The sequence below is a fragment of the Paenibacillus sp. MER TA 81-3 genome, assembly GCF_023713585.1.
Taxonomy (GTDB): domain Bacteria; phylum Bacillota; class Bacilli; order Paenibacillales; family Paenibacillaceae; genus Paenibacillus_B; species Paenibacillus_B profundus.
This window is the reverse complement of record NZ_JAMAWB010000005.1, coordinates 66,157-86,702: the sequence shown is the minus strand read 5'-3', so window position 1 is coordinate 86,702 and position 20,546 is coordinate 66,157. Positions and strand designations below refer to the sequence as shown.

Below are 20,546 nucleotides of genomic sequence, written 5' to 3'. Positions count from 1 at the left end.
CAATAGAAATGAATAACGGAAATTTACCGGGAAGTCCCGCCTTCTGCAAGCTCGATCTCACCCGCCACATCGCGGCCTGTTAGATCAGCGTTCATAAAACCCGATGTTTCCGGAAAATGAAGATGCAGTTCCGCTGGCTTGCCAATCTGGATCGTTCCGCTAAGCAGCGTAAAATCTAGTACATGTCCGCCGCCTGTGCGGTTATCATCCACAAAATGCAGATGGTAGCCTGCTACAGACAAGCCTTGGGCGAATTCCGGCATTCTAAATCCCGCCATCGTGCCCTCGACTTGATTAAGTGTAAATACCGGCTGGGATTTTGTCGCTTCGACCAACGTCGGGTACGGACGCTTCTGCTTGGTGACCGTACGCGTCACCACCTGTTCGAATTGTCCATCCATGCGCAGCGCATAGAATAAGTTTTCACTCGGGAGGAAGCTGTCAATTAGCGTTTCAAGCTCCATGCGGTTCAGCGGGCGATCGATGGCGAACGTCGTCTCCGGCTGAAAATAGGTCACCGAAGCGAACGGTGTCATTTCCTCCGCATGAACCGATTTGACGCTCCCATCATGTCGAAGGTGATAAAATTCCCCATCGAACGCGATTAATTCCCCGTCTAACTCATCAAATGTACCAAGGCCGAAGTCTCCGTGCCGAGCCAATTCCTTCATCGTCATGCTTCCTTCGTAGACACCATCCAACAAGGCGCTCATCGTGGACGTCTGAAAGATGGTGACGGGCTCTAAATCACCCCGTCGCGCTGCATGGCCGGCAAGGGGCTTATTGTTTGATGCGTGATCTTGCAGTTCTTTTATGTCTTGTAGGTCTTGCATTGGTTGTAATATGGCTTTCATGATATTATGCCCTCCTTGCTTTTTAATGGAATTGGTCCGGCAAAAGCATATTGCCCAAGGCGATGTTGTCACTGTAATCGACCGGAATATCGATGATGACAGGCCCTTCCGCCGCTAGCGCCCGCTGCAGCGTTGGCACCAAGTCATCCGGATCCGTAACACGATAGCCCTGTGCCCCATAGCTTTCGGCGAACTGCACCATATCCGGCTGACCGAAGTTCACGCCGGCGGTGCGTCCGTATTTCATCTGCTGCTGGAAGGCGACCATATCGTACGTGCCATCGTTCCATACGAGATGCACAATAGGCAATTTCAGCCGTACAGCCGTTTCCAGCTCCATGGCGGAAAAGAGGAAGCCTCCGTCGCCCGATACCGAGACGACCTTCTCGCCGGGGCGCACCAGCGCTGCCGCTATTGCCCATGGCAGCGCGACACCGAGCGTCTGCATCCCGTTGCTGAACAGCAGGCGGCGCGGCTCATAAGAGCGGAAGTAGCGCGCCATCCAGATGTAGTGCGAGCCGACGTCGCACGTTACCGTCACCTTATCATCAATCACACGGCGCAGGCCGTGTATAATTTGCAGCGGGTGCAGCAATCCTTCCTGCACATGCTCCGGAGGCTCACAAGCTTCCAATAGCTTGGCGTGCAAGGAATCACACAGTCCGGAAGCTTCCGGCGTGCGCTGCAGGCCAGACAAGTGCTTCGTTAATTCCTGTATCGTCCGTTCAATGCTGCCAAGCAGCTCTAAGTCTGGTTGGTAATCATGGTCAATATCAGCTTGGACCTCATCCAAATGAATAATGTGGCGCAGGCCATCACTATTCCAGAACTTCGGATCATATTCGACTGGGTCATAGCCTACCGTCAGAACGACGTCGGCTTGCGCCAGCAGATCGTCACCAGGCTGATTGCGGAACAATCCGATCCGTCCAAAAAAGTGGCTTTCCAGCTCGCGCGAAATGGCCCCCGCCGCCTGGAACGTCTCTACAACCGGTAAATTCGTATGTAAGATCAATTCACGGATCGCATAGGTCGCTTCCGGTGTGCTAGCTCTCATACCGAGCAAAATGACTGGAATGCTCGCTCCGTGCAGTGCTTCGGCTGCTGCCCGAATCCCTTCGGAAGGAGCAGCCCCCAGCTTCGGTGAAGGAAGCGGGCCGATCGCTGACACTTCGACCGGACTCGTAATGACGTCCTGCGGCAAGCTGACGAGCGCTGCACCTGGGCGCGGCGACGTCGCTGCCCGGAATGCATTCGTGAGCACTTCGGGCAAATTGTCTGGATGCTGTACTTCGACGCTGTATTTCGTCACCGGCTGGAACAATGCCGCGTTATCCATCGATTGGTGTGTCCGCTTCAACCGATCCGCGCGCGATACCGCCCCGCTCAAGGCCACGACGGGGTCCCCTTCTGCCGTAGCGGTAACGAGCCCGGTGGCCAGATTGGAAGCGCCCGGCCCCGAAGTGACGAGGCATACGCCCGGCTTGCCTGTTAAGCGGCCGACTGCAGCAGCCATGAACGCGGCATTCTGTTCGTGGCGGCACACAATCAAAGAAGGGCCTTGATCTACTAGTGCATCGAACACACTGTCTACCTTAGCCCCCGGAATGCCAAATATGTGAGAGACGCCTTGCCGCTTGAGACATTCGACGACGATGTCTGCCCCGCGGCTTACGACTGGATGTTGTGGTTGTTCTTTCGATGTGTTCATGTCGTTCACCCTTTCCATGTCCACTTTATCTGCTCAGACTGTATAACGAATATATACTAATGAAATAAACGTATTAACACAGACTAAAACACAATGTGTAAAAAGTAATTAAAATAATCAGTCTGTATTATATATAATACTCCTTTTTTCCGTTTTGTCCATTCGCAATTTCCAACCGTTCGTGGTATCTTCGATTTAACAGTAGATATATATGAAAGGATGAATCGAGATGAACGAAAAGTGGAACTCATTAATGAAGTCAATGGAAAAGGAATCACTTACTGCGCTGCTCATTACCGATCCGAAGCATGTGTACTATTTGACTGGGTTTGCCTGTGATCCTCATGAGCGCTTTCTTGGCCTCATCATAACGCAGCATGAGGAACCGGCACTGATTGTGCCTGCTCTCGACGGAGATAAAGCGGCCTCCACTTCCTCTGTGAAGCGGATCGCAACCCACACAGATACAGATAACCCCTACGATGTGCTGAAGCAGCATCTGCCGCATGGCCTTCCGCTTCTCGGCATCGAGAAAAATCATATGTCCTTGCAGCGTTTTGAAACGTTAGACCATGCCGTGCAGGCGCAGCGATACGCGGATGCCGGCCCAATTCTGCAAAGCATGCGGCTTATCAAGTCGGAAGAGGAGCTCCTGCGGATGAAGGAAGCAGTGAACCTCATCGAAGACGTGCTCCGTCAATGTGTAAGCCAGGTAAAAACAGGCATGACCGAAATCGAAGTCGTGGCGGAATTGGAATACTTGATGAAAAAGCTCGGTTCCGATGGCCCTTCCTTCAGCACGATGGTGCTTGCCGGAGAAAATGCCGCACTGCCGCACGGCATTCCGGGTACGCGCAAAATTCAAGAGGGCGAGCTGCTGCTGTTCGACCTGGGCGTATACTTGAACGGCTATGCTTCCGATATAACACGCACGTTTGCCGTCGGCGAAGTAAATGCGAAGTGCAAAGAGATTTATGACACAGTGCTTGCCGCGAACGAAACAGCAATCGCAGCCGTGAAGCCGGGTGTCACGTTCGGCAGCCTGGATCGGACAGCCCGCCAGGTCATCACAGAGAAGGGCTACGGCCAATACTTTACACACCGTCTCGGACATGGTCTCGGCATCGATGTTCATGAGTATCCGTCCATACACAGCCAGAACGATGACCTCCTCCAATCGGGCATGACCTTTACGATTGAGCCGGGCATCTACGTTCCTCAGGTGGCAGGCGTGCGCATCGAAGACGATGTTGCTGTCACCGAGACAGGTGTTACAGTGCTGACTTCTTATCCGAAAGAACTGACCGTTATCGGCGTATAAGCCAAATAAGCGGCATTCATCTTTGCCCCCCCCTTCCATCAGGAGACGGTATTCACGATGACGAGGCATGACGCTGCCAAGTGAATCACCAATGACTCTTCATGATTTACGAAATGTTCCAAGCATTATGGCGCGTTCAGACGGAGGGAGATCTGCTTCAGCCTCACCTTCGCCTCATTCTCCCCTTCCGTCAGAAAGGCGGTACGCTCCTGTGACGACGCTAAATGCCCGCTGCCATGCCTTCATGAGCGGTCGCTTCACGGCACAGTGTTTATACAAAACGGGATGTACCTATGACGCTATCCTACCTGATTGTATGGGAGAGTGATTATAAGGGTCATCGAACCAATGCCCGACATCATGTTTCTTGGCTCAAAACAAACATTTATGTTTCAGTTCATCTCTCATCCTATGAAAGATACTCATTTGCAGGGGGATAATGGGTTGCTGTCATTCTGAATGAAGGGGAGAGTGAGGCAATGGATGAAACGGGCAATACAAGAAAGGGGCTGGCTGTCCCAAAAGGTCTGAATCTGAATGACCTGAAGGACTGTTCCCGTTTTAGCTGAAGGACGGGATGAATCTCTCTTGCCACTTGCTGCATTGGATTTCGTACAATGGAATGGCAGCGTTTATCTCTTTACGGTAAGTTTCATTGGAATTCATGCAGTGGCTTGACTCTCTTTCCGCAGCAACAGCTGAAAAGCAGCCAGATCCACTGCACAAAATACAGTCTACATTCCATTTAGTCGCCTAAATCGTAGATTCCACTGTATATTTTCCAATGGGGCTTGTTTCCGCAAGAAAGTAGAGTTGCCCTGTATGGCGATACAAGCAGCGGATGCGAGTTGCTCTGTGTGCGTTACTAACAGCGGGTGCGCGATTGCTCTGTGTGCGTTACTAGCAGCGGGTGCGCGATTGCTCTGTGTGCGTTACTAGCAGCGGGTGCTCTGCGTGCGCTAAGCAGGCGCGGGACAAGCTTCAAAGTATGCTATGCTCTGCGCTCAACGTCTGGGCGGGGCGGAATGCAGCCGACAAAACGCAAAATGGTGAAGCAGAAATAGTTCCTGCCCCACCATCTTTTTCGTTTATAGATTGCTTTCTTATTTCTTCATGCCGAGCGTGAAGATTTCCGCGCTGCCCAGCTGAATCGTTACGTCTTGGTTGTTCGCGGACGCAATGCTGTCGCCCGTGTGCTCCAAGATGTTGCTACGGTAGAAGCCTGTCGCCGCTTCTGGCAGACGGACGTTCAATGTCTTGCCTTCGTGCGCGATGTTGAACCAACGGCCGACCATGTCGCCTGACTCTTCCGCCATCTTAATCGAGGAGAACGCCACGCCTTCGCCTTCCCATGCCAAGAATGCATGGTTCGCTGGGAGACGTCCTTCGTGAACGTCCACTTGGCGAACGATCCAAGGGACTTGGAACGAATGTGCTTCAGCATGCACGCCCGCAGCTACAGCATCACCCGCATGCGGAATAATCGCATATTCCGCCGTATGCGTGCCAATGCACTGCGCTTCCGGCGTAGGGAAGTAACCCCAGTCGCCCAACTCGCCTGAAGAGCGGAGCAATGTGACGCCAATCGTATTTTTATTGTCTTGCGACACTTCGTATTCGAACAAGCCTTTGTTCGCTACCGTCAAGCCAAGCTTGCCGTCGCTAACGCTGACGAACGTGTGCTGGTGCTGATCATTGCTCGGATTCTCCCACTCTTGTGCCGGCACGTTGTTGCGGCGCGCCACTTCGAAGATCGATTCCGCCAAGTGCGTTTCAGCTGTGAAGCCGCTTGGGAACAATGCTCTGACGCGGTGGTCTTTGGACTGGTTGTCCATTGTCACATGCACGTCCACGCGCTTTGCCCCGCGATCCAGCGTGTACCGCGTCACGATGCGAAAAGGAACCATGTCGGTCGAACGCTGTGCCTTCCGTCTCGGGAAGTCGACGATGTCGAGCTGCTCTTGCTTCAGCGTCTCGTCGGCGGAAACTGGAATGCTCCAATGATGCGTGACCTCGATAACCGAGCGGAACGGCGTATTTTCGACGACATTGCGCTCTGCCTTCAGTCCTGCCGTCGTCAACGGCTTCGAGCCTTCCGGCATGCGGAACATGTACTCGTTGCCGATATCGCCCGCATCTTCATACACGTTCAATCCCGCATACAGATGTCCGGTCTCTTTGTCCGTCAATGTAAGCGATCCGTCCTCGCCCACTTCCGCTTTCAAACGATCGTTCTCCAACGTAAATTCGCCGGTAACAAGACCTGCAGATTGCTCTTTCGCAGCTCCTGGCACCCATGCGAGCGTCTGATATCCGAATGCCGGAATATCTTTCGCCTGCAAACGCACGTTGATGGAGCGCGCCATGTATGGTTGGCGGAATTTGTCCTTCGGCAAGTCATAGCCGAAGGTAACGCCCGCATCTTCCCATTGGCAATCCAGCACATTGCCGTCCGCATCGACGACTGCGCCCGGAACGATCGGCTCCTGCTTCATTTCCGCAGCTAATTTCGTCGGATGCCCTTCGCGGAAATAACGGCGCGACAGCTCGAGCTTCACTTCCACGATACCGCTGCGGTCATAGCCCGCCGTGTTGAACACGGTGAACGGTACCATGTCTTTGCCGCTATATACAGTCGTATCGATTTGCTTAAGCAAGCTATCGACCGTTTCATTAATAATCATTTCTGTCATATGCTTCGACTTCTCGAAGCGTGTAACCATCTCACGATGCACTTCGTCCACGCTGCAGCCGCAGATGCTATCATGCGGATGGTTCTGCATCAGTGTCTTCCATGCATACACGAACAGGTGATGAGGATAAGGCTTGCCTGCTTGATGCGCGAACGCAGCGAGCGGCTCTGCCACTTTCTCCAGCAGCGTCTGATTCTCGGCGTTCATCTGCTTCAGATAGACGCGGGAAGAAGCCGTATTGACGAGTGTATACCAGCCGTCCGTACGTTGGCTGCGCAGTTCGCCTTGAATCGTCTGCAGGTTCTCCGGCAACTCTTGCTTCAGCTCATCTACATAGTCGTTGAAGTTAGAGTGAACGAAGTCAACGTCCGGGAACAGCTTCTTCGCCACTTCGATCGCTTGGGACAAATCAGTCTGAATCGGCTGGTGGTCGCAACCATTCATGAACAGCAGATGATTCGTCGACGCGAATTTCTCTGCATTTTCAATATGTTTTTCCCAATAAGCAACTGCTTGCTTCTCTTCCACAGGAACTTCCATGCCGTTGCAGTACCAGTTCGCGAACAAAATACCGATGACACGCGATCCGTCTGGGGATTGCCAGATCATTTCGGAGAACGGAGACTCATAAGCCGCATCCTCAGACACTTGGTTGTTGAAGCCAGTCGGCTTCACGCCGCGGCCGAATACTGCCACGTCAATATTGGCTTGCTTCAGCATTTGCGGAGCTTGTCCCATGTTGCCGAATGAATCCGGGAAATAGCCTACCTTGGAAATGTGTCCGCCGTAATGAGCGCAGTCACGATGCCCGATCTGCAGGTTGCGCACGTTCGCTTCACTGCTCGTCAGGAACTCGTCCTGAAGAATGTACCACGGACCGATATGAATGCGGCCTTCATGGATATACTTTTCCAGCTTGCCTTTCATTTCCGGGCGAACTTGCAAATAGTCCTCCAGCATAATCGTCTGGCCGTCCAAATGGAAGCTCTTGAAGCCTGGATCGTGCTCCAACGTGTCAAGCAATGTATCCATCAATTCAATCAGTAACGCATGATGATACTCATATGGCATGTACCATTCGCGGTCCCAGTGAGTGTGCGAGATAATGTGGGCTGTCTTTTTCGTCATGTTCAATCCCTCTCTTCCTCTAGATGTTATGCTTTCAACCAGTGTTCGCGATAAATCAGTTCAGAGAACAAGCTGTTCGACCATGCAAACCATTCACGTGTGAATAGTGCTGGATCGTCGACATTGAAACCTTCGTGCATATATCCTGTATCGGCATCCGTCTCCGCAAGCAACGTCATTAACGAATCGATTTCTTCTTGGGAATTCGCCGTTAACCCTTGCATCGATAACGCAATGTGCCAGATGTAGCGTTCAGGCGTATGCGGGCTGCCGATGCCCTTCGCTTTTTTGCCGGCATAGAAGTACGGATTCTCTTCGCTTAAAATAAAGCGGCGCGTATTTTGATAGATTGGATCATCAGCCGTCGTATACCCGAGATACGGAATTGCGAGCAAGCTAGGTACGTTCGCATCATCCATCAGGTTAAAGTTACCGTAGCCGTCTGTTTCATATGCATAAATCTTGCCGTATTTCGGGTGGTGGAAGACGCCGTAATTTTGAATGCCATCCTCAATTTCTTCGTGCAAGGCACGCGCTTTTGCAGCAAACGGAGCATCTTGGTACACCGTTCCCGCGATTTCCTCCAAGTAACGCAGCACAACGACTGCGAACATGTTGGAAGGCACTAGATAACCAAATGTGCACGCGTCATCGCTTGGACGGAAGGCAGACCAGGTCATTCCCGTATAGTTAACCGGCATGCCCATGCCGTTGTTCTTCAACGTATCGGTTTTGCGGCAATCCATACGCTCGAAGCGGTATGGCGAGTGCTCGAAATGACGTTGCTCAGCTGTCCACAAGTCCATAATGATATAGGCGACCGTCTTGAATTCTCCGTCGAACAACGACGTATCCCCAGTTTCTTTCCAATAGAGATAGCTGAGCTGTAACGGATAGCACAAGGAATCGATTTCGTATTTGCGTTCCCATACCCAACCATTCAATTTCGTCTGGTCGCGGTGATGGATTTCGTCAAGTGGAATTTCTTCTTCATTAAAAGCATTGGCATACGGATCGATTTGAATGTACTTCAATTGTTTGCGTACCAGTCCAGCAATTACGCGGCGAACGTCAGCATCGTCTTTAGCAAGCGGCATGTACTGACGCACTTGAGCGCATGAATCACGCAGCCACATCGCCGGAATATCTCCGGTAAAGACATAGGACGTACCGTCCTCATGCAATTTGGTCGTTGTTTGCAAGGTGTTCGGGAAGCAGTTCAAGAACAGCTGCATCAATTTCGGGTTACCTGCCAATTTTGCCTTCGCTTCTTCCATCACGCGAAGCACGGCTTGCGGTAGACGTTCCATATCGGCTCTCTCCTTCTCCAATCCATCTGTGTGTTTTCTCTATAACAAATAAATCATTAAATATGTCAATCATATTGTATATAAGACATTGTGAAAATACAACTCATATAGTTCATGTTCAAAAAGGTCACTGTGCAACCTTATATAAACACAATCAGGTGAAGCCAACGCTTCACCTGATTGCACACATTGGGCTATTCATTTCGCTTATGCATTGCTGTCATTCCATGTTGTCAAATCTGCTGCAAGGCGAGATGCTGTTGCCTCATATGAATTACTGCTTTCTTACTTCTTGGATGCTTTCCACTCATCCAATTGTTTTTGCATTTCTGCTTGAACTTTGTCCAAACCAGCTTGTTTGAACTTCTCAACCGCTTTTGGAACATATACTTTCGGATCTACTGTTCCTGTGTACAAGGAAGCGTAGAATTCTTCTTTTACGTTCTGCAAAGCAGCAACTTCCGTTTTTACACTGTCCCCATTGAAGTGGAATCCAAGCAATGGCGCATTTTTAGCGGAATTGTTGAACTCTTCAAATTGTTCCCATTTGTCTTTAGGGTCAGTAGGCAGTTTATCCAAGATGAAGAAGTTACCCAGTGTAAAGGACGGCATATCGTAACCATCTGTTTTCGCAGGCAAGTATTCGATTGTTTCGTCGTCAATGCGTTTGTAGTGAACGCCTTCGATACCGTTGTTAATCAGGTTGCGCAAGTATTTGTCAGAGTTTAACAGGTTCAGGAATTCCATCGATTTCTCCGGATACTTGGAGTTTGCGGAAATACCGTGCATGGACCCCATTACGGACCAGTTGTATACATATGGCTCTGTGTAAGGCGTAGAGACGACTCCATAGCCCAATGTTTGGGACCAGAGGTTGTCTGCGAACGGTTGTGTATCCGGCATGTCAATAAGCCATTTGCCTGTTTTCATTTCGTCGCCGTTTTGAGCCGTTGCTGCGTCTTTTTTCAGATAGCCTTTTTTGTAGTAGTCATGCATTTTTTCGAAGTTCTTCATCATATCCGGTTGTTCCAATACGTTAACCAATTTCAGGTCATTCGTATCAGTCAAAGCTACGCCGATTGGCAAGTTCTCGGATACCAAATCGTAAGGAACGCCGAATTTAAATTGCTTGTCAGCGGAGATTGGATACAATCCTGGTTCGCCTTCTTTAACTTTCGCAAGCAGCGGCTCCAAGTCTTCCAATGTTTTCACGCTGTTAATGTCAAGGTTGTATTTATCAACATATTCCTTATTGAAGCGGAATACTTTTTGTGCAGGCAATTCTTTGTTAACTGGAATTGCATACGTTTTGCCGTCGATTTTTGCCCCTTCCAGGAAGGATGGGTGAACGTTTTTCTTAATGTCTTGGCCATATTTCTCGAGCAGGTCATCCAGTTCGTAGAAAGCGCCTTTTTTAGCATTCGTTACATAATCAAATGCCCATGAGCAAGTGAAAGCGATGTCATAAGGTTCACCAGAAGCAGCAATTACACCCATCTTTTGGTTATAATCGCCCCAGTCGAACATTTTCATTTTTACGGTAACGCCGATTTTGTCAGCTGTGTACTCGTTTACTTTCTCCATAACTTTGTCAACGTCTTTTTGCGGTGTACCAATCGTGTACCAGATCAGTTCAACCGGCTTTTCGTTTTTCCCTGCTTCACCTGTGCCGCCAGTAGCTTCTTCTTTTTTGCTACCGCAACCTGCCAGTGCCAAAGACGCGACCAACATGAGGCAGAACGTCATCAGCAACATTTTTTTTGCCTTAGCCATTTTGTTTCCTCCCCTTTTGTACCACACATAGTTGTGTATATTATTTCCGAACTAGCGGCATCTATTATGAACGGATGCCGCCGCCCGGGAAATAATCAAGATTGTAGATATGTGTTACTCTTTAACAGCACCAATCGTCAATCCTTGTACGAAATAACGTTGGAAGAATGGATACGCACAAGCAATCGGCACAGTTGCCAACACGACGAGCGCCATGCGCGTCGCTTCTTGCGGCAGCGAGCGGAGCAATTCAAGCGATTGACCCGAAGAGCTTAGCTGTGCGTTGCTGAGCAGGAACTGCATGCTGTTCTCGATCCGCATCAACATCGATTGGAGCGGAACGAGTGCCGGATTGTCAATGTAGAGCAAGGCGTTGAACCAGTCGTTCCAGAAGCCGAGTGTTGCGAACAACCCGATCGTGGCAATACCCGGCAAGGAAATCGGAAGCACGATTTTGAAGAACGCCCGCAGCTCGCCGGCCCCGTCTATTTTCGCGGATTCAATAATTGCATCCGGAACAGTCGTACTGTAGAACGTCCGCATGATGAGCACGTAGAACGCGTTCATGACGAGCGGAAGAATGAGTGCCCAGATGGAATCCTTCAAGCCCAATACTTGCGTAACTACCATATACGTCGGTACGAGACCGCCGTTGAACAGCATCGTAAAGAATGCAATGAAGGAGAAAAATCCACGGTACGTGAAGTTTTTGCGTGAAATCGCGTAGGCGTACAATGCAATCATAGCCAAGCTGACAACCGTACCGAGAATCGTAATAAATATTGTTACCCCGTAGGAACGAAGCAATTGATCCCCCGCTTTGAAAATGTATTCATAAGCAGAGAAGCTCCATTTATCCGGGAATATGCTGTACCCTTTCGTCGCTAACGATGATTCGTCCGTCAATGAGATGACAATAACGAACAGGAACGGATACACACACAGGAAAGCAAAACCACCGGCAATAATGTTGAACAGGATGTTCATGCCTTTCGGCAAGTCATGAACGTCACGATGTTTTTTCTTACGCAATGTCATTCCCCCCTATCCTAGAACAGTGCATTTTCTTTGTTGAATTTTCGTACAATCCAGTTCGAGGTCATGACGAGAATGAAACCGACTATTGATTGATATAGACCAGCAGCCGTACTCATCGAAATTTCGCCTGTCGCCTTCAGACCACGGTACACGTAAGTATCGATAACGTTCGTAACCGCGTACAATGGACCCGAATCGCGCGGAATTTGATAGAACAGACCAAAGTCAGCATAGAAAATCCGACCAACCGCTAGCAAAGTCAAGATAGTGATGAGCGGCGTAATTGATGGAATCGTAATATGGCGGATTTGCTGCCATTTGCTCGCTCCGTCAATCATCGCGGCTTCATAGTACGTCTTGTCGATACCTACAATGGCCGCCAAATACACGACGCTGGAATAACCGATCCCTTTCCACAGGTTCAAGAACACCAGAATGTAAGGCCAGTACGTCGTCTCCGAATACCAAGATAACGGGTCTTTGCCCATCCACGTCAGGAATTGGTTCATAACCCCTTTGTCTACGCTCAGGAAGCTGAACGTAAAGTATCCGACGATAACCCAAGACAAGAAGTGAGGCAGGAACATCCCCGTCTGATATACTTTAGCCAATCGCTTGTTGACGATTTCGCTTAAGATAATAGCCATCGCCACGGCACATACGAGACCAAGTGAGATAAACACTAAGTTGTATAAAATCGTATTACGTGTAATGACATAGGCGTCATTCGTACTAAAGAGATATTCGAAATTTTTAAATCCTACCCATTCGCTCTGCTGTAAGCTAGCGAGGAAGCCGTCTCTGCTAAAACGATAATCCTTGAAAGCGATCACAGTTCCGAACATCGGCAGGTAGGAGAAGAACAAAAACCACAAGGCTCCTGGCAGAACCATGAGAAGAAAGATCCGATTGCGGTTTAAGTTCGAAAAAGCATTCTTGATGGATTGCATCCGATCATCCCCCGTTGCTATGTTGTACATTTAGCGTACCCCAATTAATACGTTTCCAATAGTCAACAAACTTTAGATTTGGTGTACAAAATAAAGAAAGGGCTTTCACGCCGAAACTATTGCTCCGTTTCGATGTGGATGCCCTTTCCTATTATGGTTTTCATCCCAATTCAATCTGTCTTCCAATGGATTTCACGGTATTCTTTAGGAGAAATGCCGACGTACTTTTTAAATTGTTTGTAAAAATAACTTTTGTCCCAATATCCGACTTTCGCCGCAATATCTGTCATGCGAAAGTTCGTTTCGACTAACATTTCCTTTGCTTTTTTAATTCGTGTCTTATTCAAATAATCGGAGAAGGTGGATTGCACTTCTTTTTGGAACAATTGACCTAGGTAGACCGGATTAATGTTATAGATCTGACTCAGCGTCTTCAGCGACAATTCCTCCGCGTAGCGGTCATGAATGTCATGCAGCACTTGCTTCACGACCGGACTCATATCTTCCGGTTCAGCCAGTCGTTCAATCATGCGCCTGGCCACCTGCATCACATGCTCCTTCAATGCATCCAACGTCTGCATATGATACACATCATCGAACCAATCCTGCTCATCATCCAGCTGCAAGATGGCTGAATCCTTCATCGATTGCTTCCAAGCAATCAGGAGCTCCACCGCAAAATTACGAATGTCACGCGGTGCCACCCCTTCCGTCACGGACAAATGGTCAAAATCCCGCTGCAGCTGTGCGGCGATTCCGCCCCGGTCACGGGCATACAATAGCTTCACATAGGGTTCCGTCTCTGGTTGAACGGCAGCCGGACGCGAGGAGCGGTAGCTTGCGATCTCATCGCAATCAACGACATCGTCATCGAGCCGCACGAGATGATACGGCTGCACCTGCTTCGCATGTGTGAAGCTCAGCGACGCATTGGCGTACCCGTCCTGCACACTGCCTATCGTCACTTGCAGCGGCGTCAGCAATCTGCTCTCCGCTTCCTTCTTCCACTCGCGCAGCTTCTCCATAATCGGCTGCTTGTCCGCAGGTTGGCATAAGCCGAATACAATGGCCGTCTCGCCATCCCACTCCCTGACGCAGAAGCCTCCAGACGCTGAGTCGAGAAGCGCTCTTGCCTCCTTAGCAACCGCTTCCTGCTTTTGATAGTCTAATTCATTGTCCATCCGAACCTCAGGCCGAACCAATACAACCATATAGTATGGATGCTTGAACTGAATATCGAGCAAATCGGCACGCTGCTGCAGCTCTTCCAAATGGATATGATCGCGCAGCCAGCGGTACAGCACATTATCGCGCAAGATGTCGCGGTTATGCTGTTCAGTCATATGGTGCATGCGGGACTGGTCTAATTTTTGCACTGTATTTTCCAACGTTAATCGAAATTCCTCAATATTAATTGGCTTGAGCAGATAGTTCTCTACTCCCAGCTTGATTCCTTCCTTTACATATACAAATTCGTTATATCCGCTTAAAATGATAAATCTCGTGTGCGGATGAACCTGTTTTACTTTTTCTATTAATTGAAGTCCGGTCATCTTCGGCATCATAATGTCGGTAACGACCAAATCGACGGGCTGGTCTTTTAAGATGTCCCATGCCGCCTCACCATTTTCTGCTTGACCGACAATGCGAAGCCCGTAATCGTTCCATTCTAAAATCGATTGCAAACCATCAATAATAAACGGTTCATCATCGACTAAGAACACATCATACATCGTTTATCCCCCCAACCCTAGTCCACCTATTAGTTAAGCGGCACGCAAATGGTAACGATCGTGCCTAGGTTCAATACACTGTCAATCGTCAAGCCATATGATTCGCCATACAAGATTCTGAGGCGTTCCTGTATATTTTTCAAGCCAAGCGATCCATGATCTTGAATCTGGGCTTCGTCCAGCTCTTGCTGAATTTGCTTGAGACGTTCCGGTTCGATCCCTTTCCCGTTATCGGAAATGCGGATGACGAGTTCCTCTTCCGACTGCATCACTTCAATTAAGATGTGATTGTCGGTCCGCTCCAGACCAATACCGTGAACCAAGTAATTTTCGATGATCGGCTGCACCGACAGCTTCATAATATTATAACCGCCCAGTCTTTCATCCATATGGATCGTGTACTGTAGTTTATCCCGGTACCGGATTCGGGTCAATTCCAAGTATCTGCGGCAGTTCTCGATTTCTTCATTGACTGTAATGACCGTCTTATCTTTAACCATATGTCTGAACATCGAAGCAAGGCTATAGATCATCTCCCCCACATCATGAACGCCTTGCGAGATGGCACGCATCCGAATCACTTCCAACGTATTGAATAAAAAATGAGGCTTAATCTGGGCTTGCAGCGCGATAAGCTCTGCGTGCTTCTGCTTCAATTCTGATTTATAAAAGCGGTTGATATACTGCTTCAAATCTTCACACATTTTATTGAAGCTTTCCGAAATCAGACCAAGCTCGTCTTCCCGATCCACAGGCAAACGCGTATTCAAATTGCCGTCCTGCACCTTCTTCATCGCCTTGACGATCGTCTGCGTGCGGCGGGACAGATGGAGCACAGAGAAATAGGTCAGCGTCAAAACGGTGACAATGCACAGGATCGTAACGATGCCGATTGTATTCCTGATCCCGGATAAATGATCGGTAATCGCGGCTTGCGGCAAAGCACCCACTACCGTTAGTCCAAGCTTGTTCGTCTTGGATACGATGACGTATGACTTCTGCCCATCCAGATCAACCGCTTGCGACTTATTCCGGTTTATGGAAGCCAACTTGTCAAAGTTCGGCCATACTTGACCATCATAGGCCGCTTGGGCGGGATATACGATCTCCCCTTTTGGATTCAGGACAAGCCACTGCTCTCCTCTAATGGAAGACCCGAGCTGGCGCGCAATCCCATTGGCATTGAAATCTATCGATATATGCCCCGCCGTCAATAGCGTCTCCGGACTGCTGATGCGTGTCGTCACAGTGAATAACGGCATATCTCGGGTTGTGTCCGTAGTGTTCACCGGCTCCTGAACGCCCTGTTCGACATCCGAAGGAGCTGGATCGGCAGTTCCGTTCTTCGTTTCAGTTCCCGCCTGCTTCGCCTTCTGACTCATATAGGAAGGATTCTGAAAACCATAACGCTCCCGTCTCCACTGTTCATTCAGCCCGGGCTCCTTGCTCCAATCATACATTTTGCCGCTTAACGCTTGCGCACTGTACATCAGGGCAAATTGCTTCGTAGGACTGATCAAATTAATGTTCTGCAAATCGGGATCTTTCCAGAATTGCAGTACATAAAAATCCTGTAGATTGCGGGTAAAAAACACGTTGCTTGAGCTATACGTATCGAGGCGGTAGCGAATGTATTGCTCATATCCTTGCTCGAGCAAATAAACCGTGTCGCGTATGAGCATATTATCTTGGAATACCTGCTGGGTTATCGCCTGCGCCAAATCGTATTTCTGATCCAAATAGCGATTCATGTTATCCACGATGCGCTGCTGCTCCAGCAAAGCAGTATTAATATCGTTGCGCGCAAAATATTGGTAGGCGAACACGGATACGGTGAGCAAGGAAGCGACCGCGATAAAGGAGTACACGGCAATCAATTTATTGAACAGCTTTTTCTTGAAATGCTTTTGATAAATTTGTTTGAACATGATGGCGCTTACCTCCATCGTTAAATTAACGATTTGTCTGTGGCAGAGGTCACTTACAATGTCCCCTTTGAAAAGTTGCCTTTTTGAATACGGGCTATTCGTTTTTCGGCAGATTCGTGCTTACATTACACCCTTCTTATTACTTTATCAAACGTTTGCATGTAGAAGGAGAACCAAATGGTGCCAGAGCCACAATTTTTACTGTAAAACAACAATTCCTTCACTAGACTTTACCATACACCTATAATATCATGATCAATATATTAAATATAAATTAATTGCATTATAAAGAGGAGGCCCTTCCTATGTTCTTAACGGAAAACAAGCTGCAAGCTCGCTTGCAGGAATTGAACGACTTGCGTTACCGCGATCGTATTGGCATTCCGGTGTTCCACAGCCAGGTCAACGAAGGGAAAGAAATTGCGCCTGAGCTGCCCGAGGGCGGCCAATGGACTGAGCTGCGCGTCGGCGAGAAATGGAAGGGACGCGACTTGTATCTGTGGATGAAGGCGTCACTGGATGTTCCAGCCGAATGGTCTGGCCGCAAGGTGCTCGGACGATTTGACTTCGGCTCGACAGGCGGCGGCAACAATTCCGGCTTCGAATCACTGTTCTACTTCGAGGGCAAGCCGTATCAAGGTGTTGATTCGAATCACCAGGAAGTATTTTTCCCAGAGCGTGTCTCGGGCAACAAGCTTGATCTGACGTTCCGCCTCTGGTCCGGTCTGGAAGGCGGCGGTCAGCCACAGGAGCAAGAGCATGACATTAGACGCGCCGAGCTGTGCTGGCTCGACGAAGCTGCGGACGATTTGTTCTATACCGCATGGGCTGCGCTCGATACGAGTCAGGTATTGGAAGAAGGCCGTCCAGAGAAGCCGTTGCTGTTAAAGGCGGTCAATGACGCATTCCGCCTGATCGATTGGGCGGTGCCGGGCTCTGACGAGTTCTATGCGTCAGTGGCGGAAGCGCGCGATACCCTCCATGCTCAGATTGACCGCATCGAGAAAGCATCACCGGTAACAGTGCAATGCATCGGCCATACGCACATCGACGTCGCTTGGCTATGGCGCTTGAAGCATACACGCGAGAAATGCGCACGCTCCTTCTCGACGGTGCTGCGCTTGATGGAGCAGTTCCCGGATTATGTGTTCCTGCAGACGCAGCCGCAGCTCTATGATTATGTGAAGAGCGATTATCCAGAACTGTATGAAGGCATTAAAGCCCGCGTGAAGGAGGGACGTTGGGAAGCGCAAGGCGGCATGTGGCTTGAAGCCGATTGCAACCTGACGAGCGGTGAATCCCTCGTGCGGCAATTGCTGGTGGGCACGCGCTTCTATCGCGACGAGTTCGGCCAAGAATGCGATTATTTGTGGCTGCCGGATGTGTTCGGCTACAGCTGGGCCCTGCCGCAAATATTGCGCAAATCAGGCATCCGCACGTTCATGACGACGAAGATCAGCTGGAACCAATACAACCGCATTCCGCACGACACGTTCAAATGGCGCGGTATCGACGGCTCCGAAGTGCTGACCCACTTCATCACGACGCCAGAGCCGTGGAGCCAGCCAGATTCCTGGTTCTATACGTATAATGGACATATCATTCCGAAGACGGTCAAAGGAATATGGGACGGCTACCGCAACAAGGAACTGAACCAGGACCTGCTCTTGTCCTATGGCTATGGCGATGGCGGCGGCGGTGTCAACCGCTCGATGCTCGAAATGCGGCGCCGTCTGGATAAGATGCCAGGCATGCCAAAGATCGAGACAGGAACCGCAGGCTCGTTCTTCAACAAGCTGCACGAGACGGTGGATAACACGAGCGAATACGTCCATACGTGGGACGGCGAGCTGTACTTAGAATATCACCGCGGAACGTACACGAGCCAAGCGTACAACAAGCGGATGAATCGCAAGCTCGAGCTCATGTACCGCGAGGCTGAATGGCTGAATGCGCTCGACAGCTTGCGTTATGGCTGGGAGCGTTATCGCCACGGCGAGTTGAACGAAGGCTGGAAGATCATTCTTCGCAACCAGTTCCACGATATCATTCCGGGCTCCTCGATACATGAAGTGTACGAGGACAGCACCGCGGAATATGCGGAAGCGTGGCAGCTTGGTGAAGGCGTGCTGAACGAGTCCGTGCAGAAGCTCCTTCCGGCTGGTAGCGCGGGCACGTTCACGGTATGGAACGGCTCGCCGTGGACGGCCACCCACTGGGTGAGCATCGATACGGCCGCAAGCGGCGCAGCTGGCGCATGGCTGGACGCAACGGGCGACACGCTGCAAGCCCAGCGCACGGATGGCGGCTGGATAGTCGAGGTGAAGGACGTGCCGTCCATGGGCTTCACGACGATCCGCTTTCAGGCGGAAGAAGCTCCAGCTGCAGCAGATGTATCGGGGTCGCCATTTGCGGTGAGCGCTTCGGGCGTGGACACGCCGTTCTACACGCTTGCGTGGAACGAAAATGGCCAGCTGACCAGTATCTACGACAAGCAGGCAGAGCGCGAAGTGCTGGCGGCAGGCGCACGCGGCAACGTGCTGCAGGTGTTCGAAGATAAGCCGCTTGCTCACGAAGCATGGGATATCGATCTGTTCTATCAGGAGAAAATGCGTGAGGTGACGACGCTGGAATCTGTGGAAACGATGGAGAACGGCGAACTCCGTGCAGTCGTCCGCTTCACTTGGACGTACATGAAGGCGACGATCGAGCAAGATATGATCGTTTACGCGCATAACCGCCGCATCGACTTCAAGACGGAGGCTGATTGGCGCAATCCGAAGCAATTGCTGAAGGTGGCGTTCCCAGTCGATGTGCGTGCAACGGAAGCGACGTACGATATCCAGTACGGCAACGTAAAGCGGCCGACACATTGGAATACGAGCTGGGATTGGGCGCGATTTGAGTCCGTAGGCCATCAATGGGCAGACTTGTCCGATCGCGGCTACGGCGTCAGCTTGATGAACGATTGCAAATACGGCTATGACATTAAAGACAACGTCATCCGCCTATCGCTCATCAAGTGCGCGACTCACCCTGACCCGACGGCTGACCAAGGGTACCATGCATTTACGTACTCGCTGCTGCCGCACACAGGCGATTGGTATGCGGGCCATACCGTTCAGGAGGCTTGGATGCTGAACAACCCGCTCCGTTGCACCGCAGGCCGGGGCGAGCAGGATGAATTCTCGATGTTCCGCATCGACGCGCCGAACGTCATGATTGACGCCGTGAAAAAGGCGGAAGACAGCGAGCAGGTCGTACTTCGCGTACACGATTTCTCTGGCTCCCGCAGCAACGTTCGCGTGATAAGCGACCTGCACATCAAGTCTTGGCAGGAATGCGACTTGATGGAGCGTCCGCAGGGCGATGTGCTGAAAGACGAATTTGCCTTTACGCTCAAGCCGTATGAAATTCGTACGTTCTTGGTTACGTTGACATAAATCCAACAAAAACAGCAGCCTGCACCGGCACTTCGGTGTAGGCTGCTGTTTATCGTTACTTCTCTATACTCGTATTAGACTTCTGCGCTCCCTCTTCGTGATCCGTTGTCGAAGCGCAACCAACTAAAGCGGAAAATAACAAACCAAAATAATCGTATTACTACGGATCAAAAACACCTCCTCCACAATAAGGTAAATTAGCTATTGGGGTTCACCTATTTATCAGCAGTTCCACCTGCAACGTATTGATGGCATTTTTCGCTACAGGAGAAACAAATACAAATAATTAATAGTTTTTGGTTGGTTCATTATAAGCACGTGTTCAAAAAGGCCAGTTTTCAGCACCGAGAAGGTTGCAGGAACTCTAAGCGTATGCTCCCGAAGCAAGTTTTTGCTCCGCAAAACTTGTAAGGAGCAGCGCAGTGTAGGCGAGACTACATAAGCAGCTGAAAAGTTTCCGCAGGAAACAGACTTCGAAAGCATATGCTGTTCGAGAGTGAATGCAAGATTCGACGCCGAGTTACTTCCTGAGTTACTTCCTGAGTGACTTCGTGATCAAAAGCGGACTTTTTGAACAACCTCTATTAAGAAAAAACGGGGCTGAAGGCAGGTCCGTATCCCACTTGTCTCATCTTCCATTGGATTTTGTCCAATGGAACAGCAC

General features: G+C 50.1%; 11 protein-coding genes. 2 read left to right on the top strand and 9 right to left on the bottom strand.

Going from position 1 to position 20,546, the window contains the following annotated elements:
• Positions 1–23: 23 nt before the first annotated feature.
• Positions 24–854 (bottom strand): acetolactate decarboxylase, encoded by an 831-nt coding sequence (budA, locus tag M3650_RS08405; protein WP_285848374.1) that lies wholly within the window; start codon positions 852–854, stop codon positions 24–26.
• Positions 855–876: 22 nt separating this feature from the next.
• Positions 877–2,565, bottom strand: a complete 1,689-nt coding sequence (gene alsS / locus M3650_RS08400) for an acetolactate synthase AlsS (RefSeq protein WP_251573741.1) — start codon at positions 2,563–2,565, stop codon at positions 877–879.
• A 229-nt stretch (positions 2,566–2,794) separates the two neighbouring features.
• On the opposite strand from alsS, the gene M3650_RS08395 reads away from it, so the two are divergent.
• Positions 2,795–3,886: a M24 family metallopeptidase gene (locus tag M3650_RS08395; protein ID WP_251573740.1), complete on the top strand. Its 1,092-nt coding sequence runs from the start codon at positions 2,795–2,797 to the stop codon at positions 3,884–3,886.
• A 1,103-nt stretch (positions 3,887–4,989) separates the two neighbouring features.
• On the opposite strand, the gene M3650_RS08390 is transcribed toward M3650_RS08395, so the two are convergent.
• The 7 genes from M3650_RS08390 to M3650_RS08360 all read right to left on the bottom strand — a co-directional run bounded on the left by M3650_RS08390 (position 4,990) and on the right by M3650_RS08360 (position 16,439).
• The gene (locus tag M3650_RS08390) at positions 4,990–7,707 is read right to left on the bottom strand and encodes an alpha-mannosidase (protein ID WP_251573739.1); all 2,718 of its coding nucleotides are present in this window, start codon (positions 7,705–7,707) and stop codon (positions 4,990–4,992) included.
• A 26-nt stretch (positions 7,708–7,733) separates the two neighbouring features.
• Complete coding sequence (locus M3650_RS08385; protein ID WP_251573738.1) at positions 7,734–9,017, bottom strand: glycoside hydrolase family 125 protein; 1,284 nt, start codon at positions 9,015–9,017, stop codon at positions 7,734–7,736.
• Positions 9,018–9,302: 285 nt separating this feature from the next.
• Entirely contained in the window at positions 9,303–10,790 is a 1,488-nt protein-coding gene (locus tag M3650_RS08380) for an ABC transporter substrate-binding protein (protein ID WP_251573737.1), read from the bottom strand.
• Positions 10,791–10,904: 114 nt separating this feature from the next.
• Positions 10,905–11,828 (bottom strand): carbohydrate ABC transporter permease, encoded by a 924-nt coding sequence (locus tag M3650_RS08375; protein ID WP_026011015.1) that lies wholly within the window; start codon positions 11,826–11,828, stop codon positions 10,905–10,907.
• 11 nt (positions 11,829–11,839) lie between these two features.
• Positions 11,840–12,778, bottom strand: a complete 939-nt coding sequence (locus M3650_RS08370) for an ABC transporter permease (RefSeq protein ID WP_026011016.1) — start codon at positions 12,776–12,778, stop codon at positions 11,840–11,842.
• 170 nt (positions 12,779–12,948) lie between these two features.
• Entirely contained in the window at positions 12,949–14,511 is a 1,563-nt protein-coding gene (locus M3650_RS08365) for a response regulator transcription factor (protein ID WP_251573736.1), read from the bottom strand.
• Positions 14,512–14,540: 29 nt separating this feature from the next.
• Positions 14,541–16,439 (bottom strand): sensor histidine kinase, encoded by a 1,899-nt coding sequence (locus M3650_RS08360; protein WP_251573735.1) that lies wholly within the window; start codon positions 16,437–16,439, stop codon positions 14,541–14,543.
• 305 nt (positions 16,440–16,744) lie between these two features.
• Here M3650_RS08360 and M3650_RS08355 point away from each other — a divergent pair, with 305 nt between their 5' ends.
• Entirely contained in the window at positions 16,745–19,882 is a 3,138-nt protein-coding gene (locus M3650_RS08355) for an alpha-mannosidase (RefSeq protein ID WP_251573734.1), read from the top strand.
• Positions 19,883–20,546: the final 664 nt, after the last annotated feature.